19 protein-coding genes and 1 pseudogene are annotated in these 21,578 nt (G+C 37.2%); 5 read left to right on the top strand and 15 right to left on the bottom strand.

Annotated features, from left to right (window positions below):
• The first annotated feature begins 43 nt into the window (after positions 1-43).
• The 5 genes and pseudogenes from der to Sdiek1_RS11180 all read left to right on the top strand — a co-directional run bounded on the left by der (position 44) and on the right by Sdiek1_RS11180 (position 6,606).
• Positions 44-1,501, top strand: coding sequence for a ribosome biogenesis GTPase Der (gene der, locus Sdiek1_RS11160; RefSeq protein WP_087439186.1), 1,458 nt, complete (start codon positions 44-46; stop codon positions 1,499-1,501).
• Positions 1,491-2,033 (top strand): shikimate kinase, encoded by a 543-nt coding sequence (locus Sdiek1_RS11165; protein WP_238099310.1) that lies wholly within the window; start codon positions 1,491-1,493, stop codon positions 2,031-2,033. The genes der and Sdiek1_RS11165 overlap by 11 nt, the downstream gene beginning before the upstream one ends.
• Positions 2,034-2,042: 9 nt before the next feature.
• Entirely contained in the window at positions 2,043-3,008 is a 966-nt protein-coding gene (gene trpS / locus Sdiek1_RS11170) for a tryptophan--tRNA ligase (protein ID WP_087439187.1), read from the top strand.
• An 8-nt stretch (positions 3,009-3,016) separates the two neighbouring features.
• Positions 3,017-4,262 (top strand): annotated as a pseudogene (serS, locus tag Sdiek1_RS11175) (serine--tRNA ligase).
• 1 nt (position 4,263) lies between these two features.
• Entirely contained in the window at positions 4,264-6,606 is a 2,343-nt protein-coding gene (locus Sdiek1_RS11180) for a tetratricopeptide repeat protein (RefSeq protein ID WP_087439188.1), read from the top strand.
• A 47-nt stretch (positions 6,607-6,653) separates the two neighbouring features.
• Here the strand turns inward: Sdiek1_RS11180 and Sdiek1_RS11185 are convergent, their stop codons facing one another.
• The 15 genes from Sdiek1_RS11185 to Sdiek1_RS11255 all read right to left on the bottom strand — a co-directional run bounded on the left by Sdiek1_RS11185 (position 6,654) and on the right by Sdiek1_RS11255 (position 21,473).
• Positions 6,654-8,213: a 2-isopropylmalate synthase gene (locus Sdiek1_RS11185; protein WP_087439189.1), complete on the bottom strand. Its 1,560-nt coding sequence runs from the start codon at positions 8,211-8,213 to the stop codon at positions 6,654-6,656.
• A gap of 206 nt (positions 8,214-8,419) precedes the next feature.
• Positions 8,420-9,160 (bottom strand): CDP-diacylglycerol--serine O-phosphatidyltransferase, encoded by a 741-nt coding sequence (gene pssA / locus Sdiek1_RS11190; protein WP_087439190.1) that lies wholly within the window; start codon positions 9,158-9,160, stop codon positions 8,420-8,422.
• Positions 9,150-9,809 carry a phosphatidylserine decarboxylase gene (locus Sdiek1_RS11195; RefSeq protein ID WP_087439191.1) on the bottom strand — a complete coding sequence of 220 codons (660 nt, stop codon included), beginning with the start codon at positions 9,807-9,809 and terminating at the stop codon, positions 9,150-9,152. Before Sdiek1_RS11195 ends, pssA begins: the two co-directional genes overlap by 11 nt.
• Entirely contained in the window at positions 9,802-11,766 is a 1,965-nt protein-coding gene (gene ftsH, locus Sdiek1_RS11200) for an ATP-dependent zinc metalloprotease FtsH (RefSeq protein ID WP_087439192.1), read from the bottom strand. Before ftsH ends, Sdiek1_RS11195 begins: the two co-directional genes overlap by 8 nt.
• Positions 11,767-12,594, bottom strand: coding sequence for a 50S ribosomal protein L11 methyltransferase (locus tag Sdiek1_RS11205; RefSeq protein WP_087439193.1), 828 nt, complete (start codon positions 12,592-12,594; stop codon positions 11,767-11,769).
• A gap of 5 nt (positions 12,595-12,599) precedes the next feature.
• Positions 12,600-12,965 (bottom strand): chemotaxis response regulator CheY, encoded by a 366-nt coding sequence (locus Sdiek1_RS11210; protein ID WP_087439194.1) that lies wholly within the window; start codon positions 12,963-12,965, stop codon positions 12,600-12,602.
• A 69-nt stretch (positions 12,966-13,034) separates the two neighbouring features.
• Positions 13,035-13,757 carry a 1-(5-phosphoribosyl)-5-[(5-phosphoribosylamino)methylideneamino]imidazole-4-carboxamide isomerase gene (gene hisA / locus Sdiek1_RS11215; RefSeq protein WP_087439195.1) on the bottom strand — a complete coding sequence of 241 codons (723 nt, stop codon included), beginning with the start codon at positions 13,755-13,757 and terminating at the stop codon, positions 13,035-13,037.
• Positions 13,757-14,368, bottom strand: a complete 612-nt coding sequence (gene hisH, locus Sdiek1_RS11220; protein WP_087439196.1) for an imidazole glycerol phosphate synthase subunit HisH — start codon at positions 14,366-14,368, stop codon at positions 13,757-13,759. The genes hisA and hisH overlap by 1 nt, the downstream gene beginning before the upstream one ends.
• Positions 14,365-15,270: a PDC sensor domain-containing protein gene (locus Sdiek1_RS11225; RefSeq protein ID WP_087439197.1), complete on the bottom strand. Its 906-nt coding sequence runs from the start codon at positions 15,268-15,270 to the stop codon at positions 14,365-14,367. Before Sdiek1_RS11225 ends, hisH begins: the two co-directional genes overlap by 4 nt.
• A 153-nt stretch (positions 15,271-15,423) precedes the next feature.
• The gene (locus Sdiek1_RS11230; RefSeq protein WP_087439198.1) at positions 15,424-17,577 is read right to left on the bottom strand and encodes an STT3 domain-containing protein; all 2,154 of its coding nucleotides are present in this window, start codon (positions 17,575-17,577) and stop codon (positions 15,424-15,426) included.
• Complete coding sequence (locus tag Sdiek1_RS15620; RefSeq protein ID WP_202819554.1) at positions 17,574-17,759, bottom strand: sugar transferase; 186 nt, start codon at positions 17,757-17,759, stop codon at positions 17,574-17,576. Before Sdiek1_RS15620 ends, Sdiek1_RS11230 begins: the two co-directional genes overlap by 4 nt.
• A 57-nt stretch (positions 17,760-17,816) precedes the next feature.
• The gene (locus Sdiek1_RS11240; protein WP_226372190.1) at positions 17,817-18,821 is read right to left on the bottom strand and encodes a glycosyltransferase family 4 protein; all 1,005 of its coding nucleotides are present in this window, start codon (positions 18,819-18,821) and stop codon (positions 17,817-17,819) included.
• 123 nt (positions 18,822-18,944) lie between these two features.
• The gene (locus tag Sdiek1_RS11245; protein WP_087439199.1) at positions 18,945-19,883 is read right to left on the bottom strand and encodes a glycosyltransferase; all 939 of its coding nucleotides are present in this window, start codon (positions 19,881-19,883) and stop codon (positions 18,945-18,947) included.
• A complete protein-coding gene (locus Sdiek1_RS11250; protein WP_087439200.1) occupies positions 19,880-20,635 on the bottom strand; it encodes a glycosyltransferase family 2 protein in 756 nt (251 codons plus the stop codon). The genes Sdiek1_RS11245 and Sdiek1_RS11250 overlap by 4 nt, the downstream gene beginning before the upstream one ends.
• Positions 20,613-21,473, bottom strand: a complete 861-nt coding sequence (locus tag Sdiek1_RS11255; RefSeq protein ID WP_087439201.1) for a glycosyltransferase family 2 protein — start codon at positions 21,471-21,473, stop codon at positions 20,613-20,615. The genes Sdiek1_RS11250 and Sdiek1_RS11255 overlap by 23 nt, the downstream gene beginning before the upstream one ends.
• Between the last annotated feature and the right edge of the window lie 105 nt (positions 21,474-21,578).

Genomic DNA, 21,578 nt, shown 5'->3' on the forward strand with positions numbered 1-21,578 from the left:
AAACACAGAGTATAATCAACCTAATTATGCAATAAAGGTTACTATGAAGAAAATTGCCATTATCGGGCTACCCAATGTGGGGAAAAGCTCACTTTTTAATCGCATCGCAAAACAACGCATTGCGATCACTTCTGATTTTAGCGGAACAACACGTGACATTAAAACCCATCAAGTCCATATCACCGAAAAACCATGTCTTCTTTTAGATACAGGCGGGCTTGATAAATCCACCGAACTGTTTGAAAATGTTCACAACATGTCGATGGAAGCATCCAAAAAAGCCGACATCATCATCATGGTGGTTGATGGTAAAATGCTTCCAAGCGATGAAGAGAAAAAAATCTTTTACGCCCTTCAAGCACGTAAAAAGCCAATCGCTTTGGTAATCAATAAAATTGACAACGACAAAGAGATGGAGCGTGCGTGGGAGTTTGATGAATTTGGAGCCGAACATGTCTTCCCCATCTCTGTTTCACACAACCGTGGTGTTAGCGCTCTTTTAGAGTGGATCGGCGAGCTTTTACCAGCAGCGGAAGGGACAACACTTCCTCTTGTCAATGAAGAGGACGATACCTTTGAAGAAGAGGATGATACCGAAGAAGACGTTTGGGACGATGAAGAGGCGTTTGAGGAAGAAGATGAAGAGATCATCGCTGAAAATATCGTTGAAGAGGTTGAAACCAACCAGATCAATGTTGCCATTATCGGACGTGTTAATGTTGGTAAAAGTTCACTGCTGAATGCCCTTGTAGGTAAACAACGTGCTGTCGTTAGCAGTGTAGCAGGCACAACGATTGATCCTGTCGATGAGAGCATTGAGTATGAAGATAAAGTCATCAACTTTGTCGATACGGCTGGACTTCGCAGACGTGGAAAAATCGAAGGCATCGAGAAATTCGCCTTAATGCGAACCAAAGAGATGTTGGAGCGAGCCAATATTGCTCTGCTTGTTTTAGATACGAGTGAGCCTTTTTTAGAGCTCGATGAGCGCATCGCTGGTCTTGTGGAAGAAAACCATTTAGCCTGTATTATTGTGCTCAACAAATGGGACAATCCACTGGCTGATTTTGAAAAGATTACCACAGAAGTGAGAGACCGTTTTAAATTTCTCTCTTACGCACCACTGATTACCGTTTCGGCGAAGAGCAAGCAAAGAGTTGCGAAGATCAAAGATATGATTTTATCCGTCTATGCTAACTATTCACAGCATATTCCAACCCGTCAGCTCAATGAAGTCATCAGAAATGCGACCATTAAACATCAAATCCCCAGTGATCACTCAAAAGTGGTTAAGATTTACTTTGCCACCCAGTACCTTACCAAGCCACCGCGCATTGCTTTGGTCATGAACAAACCACGCTCTTTGCATTTTAGCTACAAACGCTACCTTGCCAATAAATTGCGTGAAAACTTCAATTTAGAGGGTTCACCAATTCTGCTTTATCCACGAGCCAAAGGTGAGAGAGACAACGAACAGGAAGAGAACGGTGCTGAATCTTAAGAATAAAAATATCGTTTTTATTGGCTTCATGGGTGTCGGTAAAGGCACCATTTCCAGAGCACTGATTCAACGAACCAAACGCTTTGGTCTGGATACCGATGATTTGATCGAGAGTATGGAAAACCGCAAAATCAAAGCTATTTTTGAAACAGACGGAGAAGCCTACTTTCGCAAGCTTGAGAAAAAAACTGCCAAATGGCTAGAAAAAAATGTTAAAAATGCCGTTATCTCAACAGGTGGTGGCTTCTTCAAGGTCGATAATCTAGATGCGATTGGCACGATTGTCTACCTTCGCTCCTCCTTCGATGGAATTTTAAAAAGGCTCAAAGAGCATGAAAATGCCGATCTTAAGCTTGCCAAACGCCCCTTACTGAGCGATGAGGACAAAGCGAGAACATTATTTGAAGAGCGATCATCGCTTTATGAAGTTAAAGCTGACATTACCATCAATGTTGAAAATCGAAGCGTTGATGCCATCGTACAAGATTTAATTACGTTACTCCACTTAAAAGAGAAAAAAGAGAAAGAGTAGGACAGATTTATGAGAGTATTAACAGGAATTCAACCCTCTGGTGCGCTTCACATAGGAAACTATTTTGGCGCGATTAAACAAATGGTCGATTTGCAAAATAACAGCGATCTGTTTATTTTTATCCCCAACTACCATGCCCTCACCTCATTAAAAGATGGTGTAGCACTTAAAAACAATACCCTCGATGCGGCGATTAATTTCATGAGCCTTGGCATTGATCCAAATAAAGCAACTCTATGGGCACAATCGGATGTCAAAGAGGTCTTAGAGCTTTACTGGGTACTTTCTGGTTACACTCCTATGGGACTTTTAGAGCGAGCACACGGATACAAAGATAAAGTGGCTAAAGGCATTGCTGCCAATCACTCTTTATTCTCTTACCCTGTTTTAATGGCAGCCGATATCTTACTGTACGATGCTGAAGTGATTCCTGTGGGGAAAGATCAAATCCAACATGTTGAGATTACCCGTGATATTGCCATTAAATTCAACAATGAGTTTGGCGATGTCTTTAAAGTGCCTGACTTTAAAGTCGATGACAATGTTGCAACGGTTCCAGGACTTGACGGTGCCAAGATGAGTAAAAGCTATGGCAACACGATTGATATTTTTTGCACCGAAAAAGAGCTCAAAAAAGCAACATCACGCATTGTCACGGATTCAACACCAATGGAAGAGCCAAAAGATTATCTTACATGTAATGTGTATGCACTGGCTAAACTCTTTTTAGAAAAAGACGAAGTAGTTGCATTACAAGCACGCTATCTTAAAGGTGGCGAAGGGTATGGTCACTTTAAAGCGTATCTGAGCACGTTGATTTGGGACTATTTTGCGGAAGCTCGTGAGAAAAGAGCTTATTATGTTGAGCATAAAGATGAAGTGATCGCTATTTTAGATGAGGGCGCGAGTAAGGCTCGTAAAATCGCAACGGAGAAGATGCGCATTATTCGTGATCTTGTTGGAATTTATCGCTAAGGGAAAGCATGTTAGATATTAAATTAATACAAAATGATTTTGAAAATGTGGCACAAAGCCTTAGAAAGAAAAAAAGTCGATGAGACTCTTTTAGAAGAGTTACGTCGTATTTCTTTGGAGCTTAAAAATGCTCGTCTTGTACTAGAACCCTTGCAAGCAGAGCAAAATACAAAAAGCAAACTCGTCGGTGTTTATGCCAAAGAAGGCAAAGATGTTCATGCCCTTAAAGCTGAGCTCTCAGAAAATAAAGTAAAAATAGCCGATGCAACAGAAATTGTACGGGCATTAGAAGAGAAACTTGAAGCTCTAGCAACCGTGATCCCCAATATGCCATCCCCTCTTGTGCCTGATGGCGAAGATGAAAATGACAATGTGGAGCTCAAACGTGTGTTAGAGCCTCGCACCTTCTCCTTTACGCCTAAAGAGCACTGGGATATTGACGCGCAACAAAACTGGATCGACTTTGAACGCGGTGTAAAGCTTGCTAAAAGTCGTTTTAGCGTTTTGAAAAATGAAGCCGCAAGACTTGAGCGCGCTTTGATTAATTACATGTTAGATTTTAACCGAAGTCGTGGCTTTCATGAAGTGGCAGTTCCTTACATCGTCAACCGCGAAACCCTTATGGGCACAGGTCAATTGCCAAAATTTGAAGATGATCTCTTTAAAATTGATGGCGAAGACCTCTTTTTAATTCCCACCGCCGAAGTACCTGTCACCAATCTTTTCAGAGATGAAATCTTAACCAAAGAAGAGTTACCCCTTAAAATGACGGCGTATTCTGCATGCTTTAGAAAAGAAGCTGGCAGTGCGGGAAGAGACACACGCGGTATGATCCGCCAACATCAATTCGACAAAGTAGAACTTGTTTGCATCACGACACCGGAACAGAGTGAAGCTGTTTTTGAAGAGATGCTGGCATGCGCTTCAGACTTGCTCACTTCATTGGGACTTCCACACCGTCATTTGATGCTCTGCGGTGGTGATCTTGGCTTTAGTGCTGCAAAAACGGTTGATCTTGAAGTCTGGCTTCCAGGACAAAATCGATACCGTGAAATTAGTTCTGTTTCTAATACCTTTGACTTCCAAGCAAGACGAGCCAAAATTCGTTTTAAAGATGACGGTAAAAACCGTTTGGTGCATACCCTTAATGGCTCTTCTTTAGCAGTCGGTCGAACACTGATTGCGATTATGGAGAACTACCAAAATGAAGATGGAAGCATTGCCATCCCTGAAGTTTTGAAAAAGTACATGTAACATGGCAGAAGAAGCAGTAGTTATACTTGAAGCAGATCCTTTATCCACTACGGATGAAGGTTTTGCTCCTATTGAGGAAGAGAACGCAACGGAAACAGCTGCTGCGGATTCTGCTGCTGAAAAAGAAGTAGAAGAGCAAAAGAACAAGTCTAAGAAAAAGTTGTTGATGTTGCTCATCCTTGGATCATTATTGCTTCTTGGTATGATAATTGCGTTTGTCGTCATTATTAAAAATAAACATAAAACTTCCGAGCCTATTGCCGTTGAGAAGGTCGTTGAAAAGCCTGTTATTAAAGAACAATTTTCCCCTTCGAAATTAGATGGGATGATTAAAAAAGCCCATCTCTTGTATGAACAAGGCAATAAAGATGAGGCCCTTAAAATTTATGAAAAAATTGCGACCTTTAATGAAGCTATCTCCTACTATAACATTGGTGTGGCAAAACTTAAAGAGCAAAACTTCCCTGAAGCATTAGAAGCATTTAAAAAAGCCATTCAAAATAAAGAGCATCGTACTATTAGCGCGATTAATGCAGCCGTCTGTGCCCTAGAAATGAAGGACAATAAACTTTTCACCTATTACATTGATCTAGCTTTTGCCTATTTGCCAGAAGAGAGCAATGCGCCTCTTTACTCTTATTATGTTGGATTAGTAAACTACTATAAAGATTTTTATTATGAGGCACTCAGTGCTATTTCACATCCTATCAATGACTATTATAAAGAAGATCAGGACTATTTAGCATCTAAAATTTTAGCCTCTTTGGATAACAACTCCTATGCACTCTCCACACTGGAAAAAATTGAAAAAGAGAATGACCACTTTACCGTTGGACTTTTACATGCAAAATTAGGTGAATATCCTAAAGCAAAAGCTTCATTGCTCAAAGCTCTACAAAATGATCATGAAAACCCAAAAATAAAAATGGCACTCGCTATGGTAGAAAATAAACTGGGTAATCTTGGAAATACTGCTTCATTGATGGGAGAAGTTTACAAGGTTCGAGACGCCGATGCAAAACCTATCTATAAAATGAAAGCCATCCTCAAACCTTCTTTATTTGATGTTGAAAAAGCACAAATTGAATTTGAAAAAGAGCTTTTTTTTGATGATGAAAATACTTACAGTCTCATTTTTTACTATGCGCCTTATAAAGTCTTTGATGCAAAACAAACCATTGACTATATTCGTAAAGGAAGCATGAATATCTTCATTGACGAAATTGGTCCTGCACTTTCATACCTCAAAGCCAGCTCAACCATTTCTAAAGTCAATATCGCCATCAGTAAAGGGATTAAAAAAGCACTGGATTTTCATGTGTATGAAGCCAATGATATTTTCTCAAAAATGGTTGAAGAGTATAAAAACCACTCCATTTTACACTATAACCTAGGGTTAACCTATGCCCAGATGGGTGATTATGCTGCTGCTTATAAAAATTTTTCAAAAAGCTATCATCTCGATAGTAACAACTATCTTGCGGGTGTCTTTGCCCTTATGAGCGGCAATTTGATCGGCAAGGACATTACAAAGCTCTCAGAAGATGTCAAAGACAGTATTAACAAAAATCAGACACTGGAAAAAGACAATCTTTATGCCTCACTCATTCATCTGACCGATGGCAATCATTTTTCTCTGACCCGTTGGCTCGAAAAAGAGAAAGAAGATAACCCTCTTAATCTGATGCTCAATATTATTGCCGCTCAAAAATTGGGCAATGAACGTATGTACCGCCTTGGATCTCAAAAACTTCAAGCGTTACTACCCAAAGATATTATTGCCAATCTTATTGCCTTTAACGTAAAGCATCAAAAGCAAAACATCAAAAATTATGCCAAAGCCGTTCAAATTGAATTCAATCATCTTCCTCTGGATTATGATGCGTTCTACTATGGTCCAAAAATTGTAAAAGAACAGTATATTAAACTCTTACAAGTCGGTGGTCTTCTTCATCAAAAACGCGATAGTGTTCGTAAAAAAATGGAAGAAGAACGTGTTGATATTCCTTCCATTATACAAACACTCGCTTATATGGAGATCTATACCAATAATTTCGAAGAGGCTTTTACACTGTACAATAAACTCATTGATGATTTTCAGAAAAAAGACACCCATACCATCTTCTTAGCTTCAGTATCAGCCATTGGGGCAGGACACAGTGATAATGCCATAGCACTTTTGGAACTCTCAAAATTGATTGATCCGAGTAATGTAGAAAGTAAATACGCACTTGGATTGTTATATCAAGAAATAGGGAATTTTGAAGCGGCGAATGCACAGTACCGAAGTATTGGAAATATTGGTTTTATCTCTCAATATTTTAGTTTTGCCATTCAAAGATAGTTTTACATGTAAAGGTTTGAATCTTTACATGTAAAAGGGTTAAAGCGTTAAATACTCTCTTCGGTATTACCACGAACGGTTCTAAGATGTTCTTTCATTGATGTATAACTGTTAAGTGCCCCAATATAGGCTTTCGCCGTTGCAAGCATGGTGTCAACACTTAAACCATGTCCCATAATCGCAGGTTTACTCTCATCAAAGACCACTTTAACTAGTACTCTTGCCATCGCATCTTTCCCTTGTGAAACAGCATCCACTTTATAGTCTTTAAGCTCACCACTGACACCACATACACGATCAATCACTTTAAAGATCGCATCCATCGTTCCATTGCCAATAGCAGCATCAGTAATCTCTTTTCCATTATGTAAAATGGTCACAGCCGCACTTGGAACACCTCCAGGTGCACAATCAGAAAGTTGCAAACGAAGTAAGTCAAAAATTTGAGGAATTTTAGTGATCTCTTCAGCAACAAGAGCACGTAAATCATCATCAAAAATCTCTTTTTTCTGATCTGCTAAGATTTTAAAACGATCAAATGCCTCATTAATCTCTTCGTCTTTAAGCTCATAACCTAATGTTTGAAGTTTGTCTTTAAAGGCATGCCTACCAGAATGCTTACCAAGAACAATCGAATTTTTATCCAAACCAATATCTTTTGCACTCATAATCTCATACGTTTGAGTATGTTTTAACACACCATCTTGATGTATACCACTCTCATGTGAAAAGGCATTCTTCCCTACAATAGCTTTATTGGGTTGCGGCTCGATGCCTGTCACAGACGAAACCAATTTACTCGTAGGATAAATCTCTTTAATGTTAATGTTCGTATCGTATCCAATGAAATGGTCTTTACGGGTACGAAGTGCCATAACAATCTCTTCTAATGCTGCATTTCCTGCACGTTCACCTAAGCCGTTGATCGTACACTCTACCTGACGTGCACCATTTTCAATACAGGCTAATGAGTTTGCAACAGCAAGTCCTAAATCATTATGGTTATGCACAGAGATGATGGCACGATCTCCTACAAAATCGTGTAAAGACTTAATAATAGCTCCCATTTCCGTTGGCAAACGATACCCTACCGTATCTGGAATATTTAAGGTACTCGCCCCTGCATTAATGACAGCGTCTAAGATCTCTTTCAAAAAGCTTACATCACTACGTCCGGCATCTTCACAACTAAACTCCACATCATCACAAAATGTTTTCGCATACTGTACAGCTTCCACTGCTTTTTTGATGACTTGATCGGGTGTCATTTTAAGTTTATATTCCATATGAATAGAGCTGGTCGCTATAAAGGTATGAATCCTGTTTAATTTTGCTTTTGCAACAGCCTCACCAGCAGCCTTAATATCACGCTCTAAGGCACGTGCGAGTGAGCAGATGCGACTTTTAGTGACAGCCTCACTAATGCGAGCAATCGCATCAAAATCCCCAGGACTAGCCGCTGCAAAACCTGCTTCGATGACATCAACGCCCAATTTTTGCAACTGCAACGCAATCTGTATCTTCTCTTCAGTGTTCATTGAAGCACCTGGGCTTTGTTCACCATCACGTAAGGTGGTATCAAAAATTATAATTTTAGTGTCATTCATAGGTTGTATTCCTTGTTACATTAATTTAAAAAGTTAGAAAATAAAATGGGGTTAGAAGGAGAGGAGATTTTGCAGGAGAGCGTTTTTGATCTCAATTTTTGGTAAAACTTTGATCGATTTCATGATGCCAACATCAACGCTATTCATCGCTTCTCCTTGATTCAATATACCGTGAGCTAAAATAGATATGCCCAAAAGTGGGCATATTATACTAAATTTTTATGCGATTTTGCAACGATGAAATTATAACATCCTCGAATAAGTCCATAGGCTAAATAAGCAGTCACTAAACTGGTACCTGCTTCAATCGGGTAGATGTATAAAAAAGAAAAAACAATGACTAAATAGACAAGTACTTTAATGATATGACCTTTTTTCATATCAATCTTTTTAAAGCTTGGATAACGAATATTGCTCACCATTAAAAAAGAAAGTACACCGATACCAATAAGCATGATCCACTCAAATCCTTGAAAAAATGCATGCTCCCGGTAAAACAAAATCCACATGGAAACAACAACCGCTGCCGTAGGAATAGGTACCCCAATAAAAACAGAAGGTTCTGACACGCCAATCATCACATTAAAGCGTGCTAACCTAATAGCACCAAAAACAACATACATTGCACATAACAAAGAGCCAAGTTTCCCATACATATGCCCGACACTAAAATAAAAAAGCATTGCAGGAGCGACACCAAAAGCCACAATGTCCGCTAAAGAATCAAACTCAGCACCAAATTTACTGGTCGCGTTAGTCATACGTGCAACACGTCCATCAAGGCCGTCAAAAATTAAAGAGAGTAAAATATAAACAGCCGCTTTTTCAAATTGTCCATTTGTTGAAGATATAATACTAATAACTCCCAAAAAAGCACTCGCTGCTGTAAAAAGATTGGGGAAAATATACATCAATTGGAGTTTATTATTACTGCTATTATTTGTCATCTTTATCCTTGTAGGCTAAATAGCCTAAAATAGTTGCACCTGCTTTTACTTCATCACTGAGTGAAACTTTCACGCGCGTATCAAGAGGAAGTAAAAGTGCCATCTCACCATCTCGTAAAAAGCCTATTCGTTCACCCGCTTTAAAGGCTCCAGCTTTCTTAAAAAGTGTCATTTTCTGGCTCCATAAACCTGCACTGATAACAAGTTTAATGGAAGCAAATTGACTTTTACATGTAATACTTTTTCGTTCACTTAAATTTGAAAATAAAGCAGAAGAGGAGTCCATAAATAGCCCAAAACGATTTTTAACATCACTAAGAGTCATCGCAAGAGGTGCTCTTAAAACACCTACCCCAAAAAGAGATTTTCGAATCACGATACGAAGGGCTTCACTATTATCATTTAAACTGATTTTTGATATATCCGTAACCACGCCATCCATAGGTGCGATAAGGCAGCGTTCATCATCTTCTTCAGCAATACGTTCAGGATTTCTGTAGCAAAAAACTGTGCCTAAAAAGAGTAAAAAGAAAAACCAAGCAAAGAAAGAAAAAGCATAAGCAATTAGGAAAACCATGAGTGCTAAAATGCTATAGATCCATCCTTCTTTTGCCAGAATATGCGTTGAAGTATAAGAATGATTACGCATCAATAGTTGGGTGCTCTTCTGTCGTTTTTGGCGCATGATGAATAGGACGTTTAAGTTTTGAAGGAATATTCAACTCTATTTCATAAGCTTCAATAATCTCACGTAATTGCTCACCATCAATCGTCTCTTTCTCACTCAATTTTGCAACAATACGTTCGATACATTCACGGTACTCTTCCAAACGCTCTTTGACGATTACATAGCGATCTTGAAGTGTATTTTTAATGTGTTCATCTAGATTTTCAGCCATTTTATCGCTGTAATCTTTGGTTGTTCCACCGTTTAAAAAGACATTGCGTTGTTTTTCAAGGACCATTAATCCAGCAACATCACTCATACCGTAAATACTCACCATAGATTTAATAATGTCCGTTGCACGCTCTAAATCATTACCAGCACCGGTTGAAATTTCACCTAAGAAAACCTCTTCTGCTGCGCGTCCACCTAAAAGGACATCCACTTCAGCAATCAATTCATGCTTTTGCATTAAAAATTTATTCTCTTCTGGTGTATTAAGAGTATAACCAAGGGCAGCCAGCCCTCTTGGAATAATCGAAACCTTAGAAACCCTCTTCGCTCCTGTGGTTGTCTCCGCAATAAGAGCATGACCACTTTCATGGTAAGCGACAATGCGTTTTTCTTCAGGATTGATACGACGGCTTTTTTTCTCAAGTCCCGCAATGGCACGTTCAACAGCTTCAATAAGATCAATTTGTTCCACATAATCTTTATTTTTTCGTCCACCGAGGAGTGCTGCTTCATTAATAATATTAGCCAAATCTGCACCCGCCAAACCTGCTGTTAGCCTTGCAATCTCTTCAAGATTGATATCTTTTCCCAGTTTAATATCGGCACTGTGTACTTTTAAAATATCACGTCTTCCTTGAAAATCTGGTTTATCGACTAAAACTTGTCTATCAAAACGACCGGGTCTTAAAAGTGCTGCATCCAAAACTTCTGGTCTATTGGTTGCAGCAAGAACGATGACAGGAGATTTATCAGAGCTAAAGCCATCCATCTCAGCAAGGAGTTGATTAAGCGTTTGCTCTCTTTCATCATTTCCACCCATCATGCCGTTTGCAGCTCTGCTTTTACCGATAGCATCAATCTCATCAATAAAGACAATGGCAGGTGCCTCTTTTTTTGCATTTTCAAATAGGTCTCTAACGCGACTTGCACCCACACCCACAAACATCTCAATGAAACTAGAGCCTGAAACGGAGAAGAAAGGTACACTTGCTTCACCAGCTACAGCTTTTGCAAGTAGTGTTTTACCTGTACCTGGAGGGCCTACAAGAAGAACACCTTTAGGAATTTTTGCCCCTAAATTCATGTAGCGCTCAGGAAATTTTAGAAAATCTACAATCTCTTTGACCTCTTCTTTAGCTTCTTCAACACCAGCAACATCATCAAATTTCACATTAGGTTTTTCAGAATTCACCAGTTTTTTACTACTCCCCATTCCTAAAATTCCGCCACCCATATTTTTTTGCATTTTATTTGCCAAAAACATCCAGATACCAAAGAATACAAATACGGGAAGAACCCATGAAAAAAGAATTTCAGTTAAGATATTGGATTCGTTATAGCCACCATAGCCCACTTTTTTTTCATCCATTAAAGGAATAAAAGTGCTATCTTCACCTACTTTTTTCACAATGTAAACGGTCTTTTGAGCACCTTCGGGAGAAAATGCTTTGATCGTCGTTTGTCCGATAGCAACATAACTGATTTGATTATTTTTAATCAACTCTTTCAGTTCATAATAACTAATGTTTTTAGTTGCACTGTTTTGAGCACTAAAACTTGATCCAATGCCTGCATCAGATACGGATGTAAAATTTTTAAATAAAACAATGACAATGATTGAAAAAAGAGCAAACATTAAAAGCGGATTTTGATTAAAAAAGTTTTTTTTATCGTTTTTATTGTTATCTTGATTGTTATTTTGACTCATCTAGTTCCTTTGTAACACGAGTGTAAACCACTCCTCTTTTTGATACTTTTCGACCAATTTCATCGAAGAAAATTTGTGTTCTACTTTATCTACATATTTATCTAAAATCCCAGAGAGAATCAACAATCCTCCCTCTTTGACAGCTTTTTGTAAATCAGAAGAAAGCATAATCAAAACATCAGCAATAATATTGGCTACAACCACATCATACTCTTGCTCGCGCTTCTGAACAGAACCTGTCCATATACGATGAAAACTTTCATGATTGAGTTCAAAATTTTGTGTTGCGCTATCCGTTGCTTGTTCATCCGTATCACATAGATCCACAATAGCACCACATTTTCGGGCCGCGATAGACAAGATACCGCTTCCACAACCCACATCTAAAAGTGTTGTACCTTCTTTAATATATTTTTGCAACAACAGTAAACAGCCATAAGTTGTTTCATGATGTCCTGAACCAAACGCAAGGGCTGGATCAATAATAATATTTTTTTTGCCTTCAAAATTTTCTACCCACGTAGGACGGATATAAAAATCGTTTACATGCAAAGGTTGTACAGAGTTTCGATACTGCGCAATCCAATCTTCATTTTCTTTGACTAAGAGCTTCGTCTCAAGGTGAATATCTTTACCAAGTACAGAAGAAAGCTCTTTTGCAAATGTTTCTGTACCGAAAAGGATCATTTCTAAATCATCTTCGCTTCGTAAAATAATCGTGCTTTCTTTTTCCTCAATAGCCTCATCACTGAGGCTCATAATAAAATCAAGGAAAAGTGGGTATTCACTACTAGGGGTTATTTGAAGTTCGTTATAGGTTTTTTCCATTCAAATTAGCCTAAAACATCCTCGAGTTTTTCTTTAAGAACTTGAGGGGTAAAAGGTTTAACGATATAGTTATTAACACCTGCTTTGAGCGCTGTAATAACTTCAGCCTTACCGCCTTCCGTTGTTACCATAATGATCGGCATATTCTCATATTTTTTTTCTGCTCTGACTTTGCGAACCAGTTCTAAACCATTCATCTCAGGCATGTTCCAATCAGTAATCAATACATTAATATCAGGTGTTCTTTCCATAATTTGCCAAGCTTCAACACCATGTTCAGCTTCTAAAACATCATCAAACCCTAATCTCTGCAGTGTGTTTTTTATAATACGGCGCATTGTCGAGCTATCATCTACTACAAGCAGCTTCAATGTCACTCCTTTTTGTCGTTAAGTTATTGCTATTGGTTAAATTCTAACCTAGTTTAGTTTGAACTTAGTTTAAAGCGTTTCTTTAGCGATATACGTAAACGCTTCGCGCAAATCTAAACTTCCTTCATAAAACGCTTTTCCTACGATAACACCAGCAACCTTTTGGCTCTGTTTCAACGTTATAATATCGTCTAAATTCTTTAATCCTCCACTCGCAATTGTGGCAATGCCTGAAGCTTCAGCAATTGAAAGTGTAAACTCAAGATTTACGCCACTGAGCATTCCATCACGTCCCACATCGGTGCAAATGATGGCTTCGACTCCAACATCAGCAAAAGCACGTGCAAGGTCCGTTGCTTTCATGGTGGATTTTTCAGCCCAACCTTCTACCGCGACATAACCATCAATAGCATCAATACCCACCACAACACGGTATTTTTGAGCCATCTCTTTCACAAAAGCGGGATTTTTCAAAGCGATGGAGCCTAAAATAACGCGATCAATGCCTAAATCCACATAACGGCGAATCGTCTCTTCATCGCGGATACCACCACCAAGCTCTAATTTCAAGTGACAGTTTTGACGAATTTTTTCAATCTGCTCAAGGTTTTTTGGCTCTCCCGCAAAAGCACCGTTTAAATCCACCAAATGCACCCATTTTGAGCCCATTGTTTCAAATACTTTTGCCACTTTCCATGGCTCATTGGAATAAATTTTAGCACTTTCCATCAGCCCTTTGGTTAGGCGTACGGCTTTGCCATCTTTGAGATCAATCGCTGGTAAAATATCCATTACAACTCCACAAAATTCTTTAAAATTGCCAATCCATTGGCGTGTGACTTCTCAGGGTGCGGCTGAAAACCAAACACATTCTTTTTTTGTACCGCACTGGGGAAGTCATACCCATAAGTTGTTGTACCAATGGTGTATTGATCATCACAGCGTGCATGAAAACTGTGTACAAAATAGAGATAAAATGACTCTGGCATCCCTTTAAACAAAGGGGTCTCTTTTTTTACATGTAATTGATTCCAGCCCATATGAGGGACTTTAAGACGTTGATCAAAACGAGAGGTATCAAACTTTACGATCTCTCCTTCAATCAGCCCAAGTCCTGCACACTCACCAAACTCAACACTGCTTTCAAATAACAGTTGCATCCCAAGGCAAATGCCTAAAAGCGGTTTACCAGAAGTAGCAAAGGATCTCACGGCTTCATCAAGATTTCGCTCTTTAAGGCAGCCCATCGCATCTTTAAAAGCACCCACTCCGGGTAAAATAATCTTATCAAATTTCGATACAGCCTCTGCATCTTTGACAATCTCAATGGCAACACCAAGCTTTTCAAACGCATTGGTGACACTCCTGAGGTTTCCCATATTGTAATCAATCAATCCTATCATGAATCTCTCTTTTGAGGTATGGATTTAAGATAAAACGCGAGTCCAAAAAGAAGCATTGTCACACCGCCAATCAGATAGACCGCATAGACAATGTGTGCCGCATCGATAATCGCGAATTTAAAGACAAGCATTAAGGCTTCAATGGCAAGAGCAATGATAATAGAGCCTAAAAAACGTACCATCGTTTTATGCATACCGCCACTGTCATCTCGCTCATTCCGCCCTAAAACTTCCTCTTCAAAAATCGTTTTCACCAGATCAAAAATCGCTAAGGAAAGGGTAATTAAAATGGTGGATTCAAACATCGCTTTAATATCAAGAAGATTAAACTCAAGTCCGTGCATAAAAAGACTGCGCATCCCATTAAAGAGTAATAACAGCGCAATTGCCAAGAGAGAGAGTGAAAAAATAGTGTAAATCAATTGAGATGTTTTTCCAAAAGCAGACTGTAATGATGATGGGTGGGCAATTTTAAGAATATGCTCCAAAGAGACATCAATACAAGCAATGAATTTTAGGATACCTTGCTCATCATAAATAGGATACGAAGCCGTAACCGTTAAATCGTTGGTCAAGGTTGAAGGATACGGATCACTTAACACACAGCGTTTTTCACGTACTGCACGGTAATAATAGGACTTTCCACTACGATTTTGCCCCAAACCACCTTTACGATGTGGATCATCTGTAATATTATTGATGACTTGATTACCGGATTGGTCAAGTAAATAAAGTGCTTCGAACTCTTCGACTTCATGGACAATTTTATCAAGACTTGCCGTAATGACATCTAGGTTTGGTTCAGGCATACGATTAGGAATATTGCGCGTAAACAGATAGCATAAATATGCCCTTGCCCTTGTCCTAACCTCAGCAAACTGCTGAATTTCACGAATAATCATATCAGGCCTTTTCTTTTTTTTATTCAATTTCTTGCAGAACTAACACGCTTTGAAAGCAAAGCTTTCAAAACTACGTTAACACTGAGTTTTCCTCAGCGGAAAGCTCGCACATCCTTGATGCTTTTAGTTTTTGCAAAAACTTTATTATTTTAGCTAAATTTTGAGCCGATACACTTTAGCATATGCCTCTAAACTAATCGGCTCGAAAAATCGTTCATCATAATTTTCTAATACAAAAAGTTGAATATAGGTCGAATTAAACATCGATTCATCCAGAATCAGAAACGTATTGTAGGCTTGCATATAGATAATTGAGAAAACACCATCTGAATGGATCATCGTTTGTTCTTTGACAAATTTAAATTCTGGTGTATACGATGTTTGAATAAAATATTTAATAGGAATATCCTGTGCCCCAAGTTTTAATACGCCTTTAGCTTTATCCAGTACAAGACCACTGCTAAAATCTAGCGTTGTACCATTATCTTTAAAACGATTTGTCTGAAAAAAGAAGGGCTGACGTACCATTTTGCCACTCATGACATCCAGATTACTAAACTGCGCCACCGTTGGGAAAATGCTCAACATACGGTAAGGCAGATAAAAATAGATTTCACGTGTTTTAGCAGGCATTGAGAGAGGTGTTTGCAAAGCATCCAGAAAGTCATTCGCATCATGAAAACCATAATCTAATGTCATTTGAGCCGTGTTGTTCATGATTTTTTTCTGCTCATTTTTAGCTTTTGTCTCATTTTGCTCTGCCACTAAAAATGCTTTTTCCGTATATTCAACTTCAAGTCGTGCTAGCCTTGCTGCACTCTCTTGGGGGTTAGTTAACATAAAGCTTACAGGGAAATTAACATTCCCATCATGTTTTGCTCCATCTATCAAGGTTTTTGCATCTGTATAATAACGAATAGGATACCCATAATCCCACCATGCAACAATATAGTCTTCTCGATCCGCTATTTTTCTAAGTGAATCCAGTTGTTCTACTTCTGTTTTGTTAAACACTGTGGGTACACGATATTCAATAATATGCAAAAGATTTGGATATAAAATCCCTAGGCTTGAGAGAATCACAAAACTTGATTTAACAATGCTTCCAAGCTTTTCATTCACAAACAATTGGGTGATATAAGCACTCCATGTAAAAAGTAGATACGACACACCTAATGCACATACGGGAACTGCATAAATCGTGAAGCGAAGTCCGCCCCAAAGGGCCAAAAACCCAAGCCCTAAAAGGGGAAGGCCTAAAAGTATTACAGGGTATTTTTTGGCCATTAAGACATAGCCAACAAGAGAGAGTAGGAAAGTAATCGTATGTCCACTAATGCGTTCAGCAAAGGTTACAAAATCAATTTGACCAGCTTCACGAACCGTTTGCATCACGGAAAAAAAATGCAATGGTAAAATATCCTTGCTTGTTTCTATTGCATCTTTAAAAACATAAAGTTTAAGTCTAAGCCAAATAGGATCTAGTCCTCCACTGAAGAGGAAAAGCGCTCCTGCCGCTGCTAAGAAATACCATACGTACTGTTTTAATCTTTCGTGTTTAAAACTGATATAAACGCCAATGACAATCAACAATCGTATGGTACTTGGTAAGCCCATCATTGCAAAAAGCATAATCGTTAAAAGCTTGAAATTAAACAGATTTTTGCGATCAAAGATTAAAGCATACGCCAAAATCAATCCAAAATAAGAAAATTCTAATGAGTAGCTTTGCGGATACCACCAGCGATAAGCAATAATTTCTAAAGCAGTGATTAAAAGGTATTTCTCTTCTTTCGTACGGAGTGCTAAAATCAATGACCACAAGAGGAATGTTGGCAATACAATAGTGAGCATATCCGTGTCATAGTACCCTACCATTGTTCGATTGTAATAACTTACCGCAATCGAGGCTAGAAGCGCTGCTAAAAAACCGACTTCTATCATTTTTAAATTAGAGGCAATCAAGATAATAGGAATAACGATTAACGATCCAAGTACGGCTGGCATATAAAATATAATTGTTTCAAAAGAAAAAGGCAATACCTTCGCTACGACGTAGGTAAGCCATGACGCTGCTTCGGTAATCGGAGAAAGATCATGTTGCTTAGTAAAACCACCTAATAAATCTCTAGCACCTTCAGCCCAGTAATACCCATCGTTGGTATTGATCATAAACTGCCCAGCAAACTTGAAACTCTCAAAATCATTAAATTGATAAACCCAAATCAAACGTATACTAAAGCTAAAAATAAAAGCAAAAATTATGAGCCCTACAAGGCGTAAATGATTTTGGTTGAGTGTGTTCAATAACTTCCCTTTCTACTAAGAACGACTAAAATGGTTTTAATTAAGATTTGTATATCAAGTTCTATCGACCAGTTGCGAACATACCAAACATCAAGCTGGATTCTCTCGTCATACTCAATGTCATTGTGCGCCCACTTGCTTGCTAGAGTCCTGTCATATCTAGTTTTACAGCCGTAAAACAATCACTATATTTGCTAATTTTATTTAACTGATATTATTGTTGTGCATTTGCACACATATTAATTTTTTCTTATTTTTTTTGGTGTTAGGCTAAAATAAAAAAAGACAAAACAAAGTATAAATAGAACAAGGATATAGGAATCATCTCTTACTTTAAATCCTAAGCCTATATAGGTAAATAGTATTTGCCATATACCTATTAACATCACTGTCTGAACCACATGCCTATTTTGCTGCTTAAGCACAATATGGTGCATATGTGTTTGATCCGCTTTGAAGGGATTTTGCTTATTGACAATTCTTCTAACCATTACAATAAGTGTATCTAAGATAGGTATTGCAGCCAGTAATAGCACAGACACTGCTGTAATGTAACTCTGTTTAATAGAATAAACGGAAAGAATAACAATGATAAATCCCAATGTTAAACTACCTGAATCACCCATAAAAATTTTAGCTGGATGCCAATTAAAAATGAGAAAACCTAATATGGCAGACATTAACACTAAGGCGACACCAAATAAAAAATCATCATGCCAACGAAACCCTAAATAAGCAAATGCACAAAGAATAACTAGTGATACCAAAGATGCCAAACCATCTAAACCATCGATCAAGTTGATAGAATTGATAAACCCAGCACATGCAATACCAAAAAATAGACACGAAATCCAAGTAGGCAAAATAATGTCATAGCCAACAAAACATCCATATTTGTCTATATCAAAACCTAAATAAAATAAAAGTATAGAAGACAAAAAAGTTATTAGAAGCTTTTTTTTAGAGGAAAGAGGATTGATATCATCATACAACCCTAGTGCAAATATAATAAATAATGGAAGAAAAAACCAATAATCATGGGCAATGTCTAATAAAAGCACTCCTAGTATAAACGCTATAAAAATACCCACACCCCCGCTGCGAGGAATAACTACAGTATGATAACTTCGTGCATTAGGTTCATCTAAAATACAAATAATATCTTTATATTTCACTAGCATAAATGAAAGGATTGTTGATACCAAAAAAACACTCACAAAGACACATACATTAAAAAAATTCAATTATACCCTCTCTTATATAGACAATAAAATACTTTATCATACCCATTTAATACTTTAGTTTTTTTAATAAAGGCTAAAAAATCTTTTGAGGATACTTATAGAAGGTTGGCTATGCCTTCTACCTCATTGTACTTGTAAAAAATCACAACGTTTAGATACTAATGTCGCTAAAATTAAACACGCAATAAAAAACAAAACTTTATCTTTAGTTTTTCGCCTACATTGAGGTGCATGAAAAACTAGTTTTATAAAGCTCCATCGAGTCAGTGCATGCCATTCTTTCACAAAAGAAGAATCTTTCATACCTATTAAAAAAGCTATATCTCTTGCTTGCTCAAGTGCTCCACCGTATAAAACTTTTTGAAAACGATGCAAAAATGCTTTCCATCCATAGTTTGCACCGACTTCATTATCGCTATGTTGGCGATACCGCATGCTCGGTTTTTCATCGATGACCCATGTATAGCCATTGGCACGAGCAAATGCATAACAAAACCAATCATGATACCATACATAATTCATGGCTTCTTTTTGATCTATTGCACATTGCTGAATCTTTTTTGCTAATGACTGCGTCATTACATAAGTACATCCAGGACCTGCTGCTTCAAACAAATAGTCATACTGACATTGTGGCTGCGACTTGACAATCAACTTTTCACGTCCATCTTCCCAAAAGGCTAAGACATTGCTAGAATATCCATCAGATTTTGTTTCATTTAATTTTTGGATTGCGTGACTTAACTTATCTTGGTACCAAATATCATCCTGATCTGCAAAAGCAATAAAATCATACGGCGTAAAATCAACATCACGAATAAGACGAAAGAAGTTTTTTGCGGCACCTCCAAATTTACCAACATCGTTTAAAATAGCAACATATGGATTGGTGCAATAAGTAGCTTCTAAAAGCTCTCTTGTTCCATCAGTCGAAGGATCAATGCTAATAAAAATCATTACCTCAACATTTTTTTGATTTAGAATGCTGCCGATTTGCTCTTGAATGTATTGTTTACCATTATAAGCAGCTAATAAAATGGCTATTTTATTTTGTTTTATCATCGTATTATAAACTGCCTAATACAACGTAAAATAATATAATACACTATAATTCCCCTAAAGCTAATTTTTTTGAAAATTGAGTACTTGGATTTTTCACTTGTCTGAGAAGCGTTTGTAGTATGACGTCTATAATACATCAATTTATCATTAGTGAAAACAACTGAACCAAAAATTTCTGAAATCAATCCAATCCACCAATCATGCATAGGTATATTCGTTGGTATAGGCATGGCTCTCTCATATATTTTGCGATTAAATGCCATAGCACATCCAATATAAGAATTATGCAGAAGATTGTTCAAAAATCCTCTTTTAGAATGATTGAGTTTATAAAAAGAGTCATTTAAAAGATGCTTAACTTCATCCACGATTATTACATCACTCATCACTAAGTCATATTTTTGGAGTAAAGGAATGATCGTTGCGAGCTTATAAGGGAACCATACATCATCTTGATCACACAATGTAATATATGGAGACGATGAAAACTGCATCAAATATGCAAAATTATTTTTTGCTTCACCCGTACAAATATCATCATCAATTAATATAATCTTTTCCGGATACTGTAACATATATTCTTTTATAATATATACAGTATTGTCGATTGAGCCATCATCATGAATAATTAATTTCCAATCTTTATAAGTCTGATTTACAATAGAATCAAATTGTTCAGAAAGGTATTTTTCTCCATTATATGTGGCCATTAATATATCGATTGTAGAACTACTTGGAGCAATATTTGCCATATTTCCCTCTAAAAAAATCTCTAATTCCTTCTAGTGTAGCTTTATTTTTAGCTATTTTATCTTTTTCAAGAACTATAATCTTAATCCATTCAAAGATAATCCATTTTATGATTTTAAATCCAAATAATGGAAACTCCCAAAAATATTTTTGAAAAAGGTAGAGCCGATTTCGTGTTATGTAGTATCTTCTTATGGGACTATGATTAGAATAGCGAATAGATTTAAACCCTAACTTAACCTCCCTAAGATCACCTAAGCAATGTTCTAATAGTGCAAATTCACACAACAATATTTTGTAACGATTATGTCGCAATCTTAAACAATATTCTTGATCTACGGCATCAATAAACAATTCATTAATAAACTCACCTATCTTTTGATAAATATGAAGATTAAGCAAATTCCCAGAAGTCATTACATCAAAGGTTTCAGATACCTTTTGAATTTGGACGGGTTTATTTATAGAATGTTCTAGTACATGTACGGGAGACATTATACCTATAGAAGTAATATCGCAGTGTAAAGCACATTGAATTAAATTTTCTAAATTATTACCTTCAAATCTACTGTCTTGATCCATAGTCAAAAGCCAAGAAGCACCGTCTTTAATGGCTAATTTAGCCCCAACGTTCAAAGCATGTGCTATACCTTGATTCCCACTGTTATTAATATAGATTAAATTTTTAAATTGTGCAAGACTATCAACAAATTGTCTATTAATAACATCTGAATTATCAACAACATAAAGTTTAGAAACGTTATTAATATAACTTTGAATATTGTTTATTATTGTTGAATTTGGATTATACAACACGATGATTGCAGAAATTGGATTCATATTACTTATTCCTTTTCAAAAATCGCCAAAAAAATCTTAAAAAATTATATGTTTTCCGTGGAAGTAAGCTGATAAATACGATAATGTATTTTGAATATGATATTG

It is taken from the genome of Sulfurospirillum diekertiae (assembly GCF_002162315.1).
Taxonomy (GTDB): Bacteria; Campylobacterota; Campylobacteria; order Campylobacterales; family Sulfurospirillaceae; genus Sulfurospirillum.

What these genes read in the sequence shown, in the direction of transcription:
- hisA (WP_087439195.1), bottom strand. Translation starts at nt 13,757, where the DNA reads ATGGATATTTTACCAGCGATTGATCTCAAAGATGGCAAAGCCGTACGC.
- Sdiek1_RS11255 (WP_087439201.1), bottom strand. Translation starts at nt 21,473, where the DNA reads ATGAATCCAATTTCTGCAATCATCGTGTTGTATAATCCAAATTCAACA.
- der (WP_087439186.1), top strand. Translation starts at nt 44, where the DNA reads ATGAAGAAAATTGCCATTATCGGGCTACCCAATGTGGGGAAAAGCTCA.
- trpS (WP_087439187.1), top strand. Translation starts at nt 2,043, where the DNA reads ATGAGAGTATTAACAGGAATTCAACCCTCTGGTGCGCTTCACATAGGA.
- Sdiek1_RS11195 (WP_087439191.1), bottom strand. Translation starts at nt 9,809, where the DNA reads ATGCGTAATCATTCTTATACTTCAACGCATATTCTGGCAAAAGAAGGA.
- Sdiek1_RS11225 (WP_087439197.1), bottom strand. Translation starts at nt 15,270, where the DNA reads ATGATTATTCGTGAAATTCAGCAGTTTGCTGAGGTTAGGACAAGGGCA.
- ftsH (WP_087439192.1), bottom strand. Translation starts at nt 11,766, where the DNA reads ATGAGTCAAAATAACAATCAAGATAACAATAAAAACGATAAAAAAAAC.
- Sdiek1_RS11245 (WP_087439199.1), bottom strand. Translation starts at nt 19,883, where the DNA reads ATGATAAAACAAAATAAAATAGCCATTTTATTAGCTGCTTATAATGGT.
- Sdiek1_RS11250 (WP_087439200.1), bottom strand. Translation starts at nt 20,635, where the DNA reads ATGGCAAATATTGCTCCAAGTAGTTCTACAATCGATATATTAATGGCC.
- pssA (WP_087439190.1), bottom strand. Translation starts at nt 9,160, where the DNA reads ATGACAAATAATAGCAGTAATAATAAACTCCAATTGATGTATATTTTC.
- Sdiek1_RS11205 (WP_087439193.1), bottom strand. Translation starts at nt 12,594, where the DNA reads ATGGAAAAAACCTATAACGAACTTCAAATAACCCCTAGTAGTGAATAC.
- hisH (WP_087439196.1), bottom strand. Translation starts at nt 14,368, where the DNA reads ATGATAGGATTGATTGATTACAATATGGGAAACCTCAGGAGTGTCACC.
- Sdiek1_RS11185 (WP_087439189.1), bottom strand. Translation starts at nt 8,213, where the DNA reads ATGAATGACACTAAAATTATAATTTTTGATACCACCTTACGTGATGGT.
- Sdiek1_RS11180 (WP_087439188.1), top strand. Translation starts at nt 4,264, where the DNA reads ATGGCAGAAGAAGCAGTAGTTATACTTGAAGCAGATCCTTTATCCACT.